The organism is Spiroplasma sp. hy2 (assembly GCF_044714365.1).
GTDB lineage: Bacteria > Bacillota_I > Bacilli_A > Mycoplasmatales > Mycoplasmataceae > Spiroplasma > Spiroplasma phoeniceum.
Genome location: NZ_RXFZ02000260.1, coordinates 1 through 1029 on the forward strand (window position 1 = coordinate 1; position 1029 = coordinate 1029).

General features: G+C 27.5%; 2 protein-coding genes. Both read right to left on the bottom strand.

The window, feature by feature from the left end:
• The coding region (locus tag EHV01_RS05905; RefSeq protein ID WP_422066651.1) for a hypothetical protein at nucleotides 1–428 on the bottom strand (428 nt) is incomplete at its 3' end.
• Between the two features lie 15 nt (nucleotides 429–443).
• The gene (locus EHV01_RS05910; RefSeq protein WP_422066652.1) at nucleotides 444–905 is read right to left on the bottom strand and encodes a hypothetical protein; all 462 of its coding nucleotides are present in this window, start codon (nucleotides 903–905) and stop codon (nucleotides 444–446) included.
• Between the last annotated feature and the right edge of the window lie 124 nt (nucleotides 906–1029).

The window sequence follows — 1029 nt, forward strand, 5'->3', positions numbered from 1 at the left end:
ATTAATTCACATTCTAAATTAACAAATTTATTCTGTACAACACTAGAAATAGCATCAGCAATAACACCATTTTTAATATTTTGTTCTATTAATGCCAAGTCAAAAGCCTCATTCATTAATTTTAAATTAAATCTCTTATCAATAGGAACTGGAATTCTTGTTAATCCCATTGTTTGCGTTGTCCCACCATTTGGTAATGAATAATCATCTTGCCATACCACACGATGAGTTAAATTATATAATGCTTGTCCTGCATTAGGTAATCAAGCAACTTGTTCTGCGGTTGCTGTTGCATACTGCATAATACTTGCATATTCATTATATAAAGGTCCACGCAATAAAGCATTAACCATATCAACATATGCTTTTTGGTCTGTTGTATTACCTTCCAATGTAAAAGGTACTTGTGGCAAATTAATTGTTGCCATAATTTCACTCCCTTATTATCTAAGGTTTTTAAGTGTATAATCAGTTAATTTTTTAATTTCATCAGGAGTATATGCTCCTTTTTCTTTAATAGTTTCAATTTCATCATTTTTATTTTCAGTTGATTTTTCAATCATATCTTTAATAAAATTAGTTGGTGAAACTGATGGTTGTTCTTGTACAAACAAATCAGGCTTTAATTCTTTTAAAGTTTGCATTTTTTCAGTTAAAGAATTACCACTAACTTTATCTAAATTAGTTTTAATATCTTCAATTTTAGTCGATGGAACATCTTTAAAAGCCTTTAATTCATCTAATTCATTAGATAATTTAATAAAGTCTTCTTTTGATATCACATCTTCGCGTTTTTGCACACTTTCTCTAATTTGTTTGGCTTCATTATTAAACTGATTTAAGATATTTTCTGCAATCTCTTCACTTAAACCTTGTTCGATTAATTGTTCTTTTGCAATTGCCATTTTATAAACCTCTCTTTTTTTATTCTTGTCCGATTAACAAGTCAGCATAAACTCTTTTTTGATACAAAAAGATTAAAACTTAAATCAATTATATACCTATAGTTTATAAATACAATACTTTTTA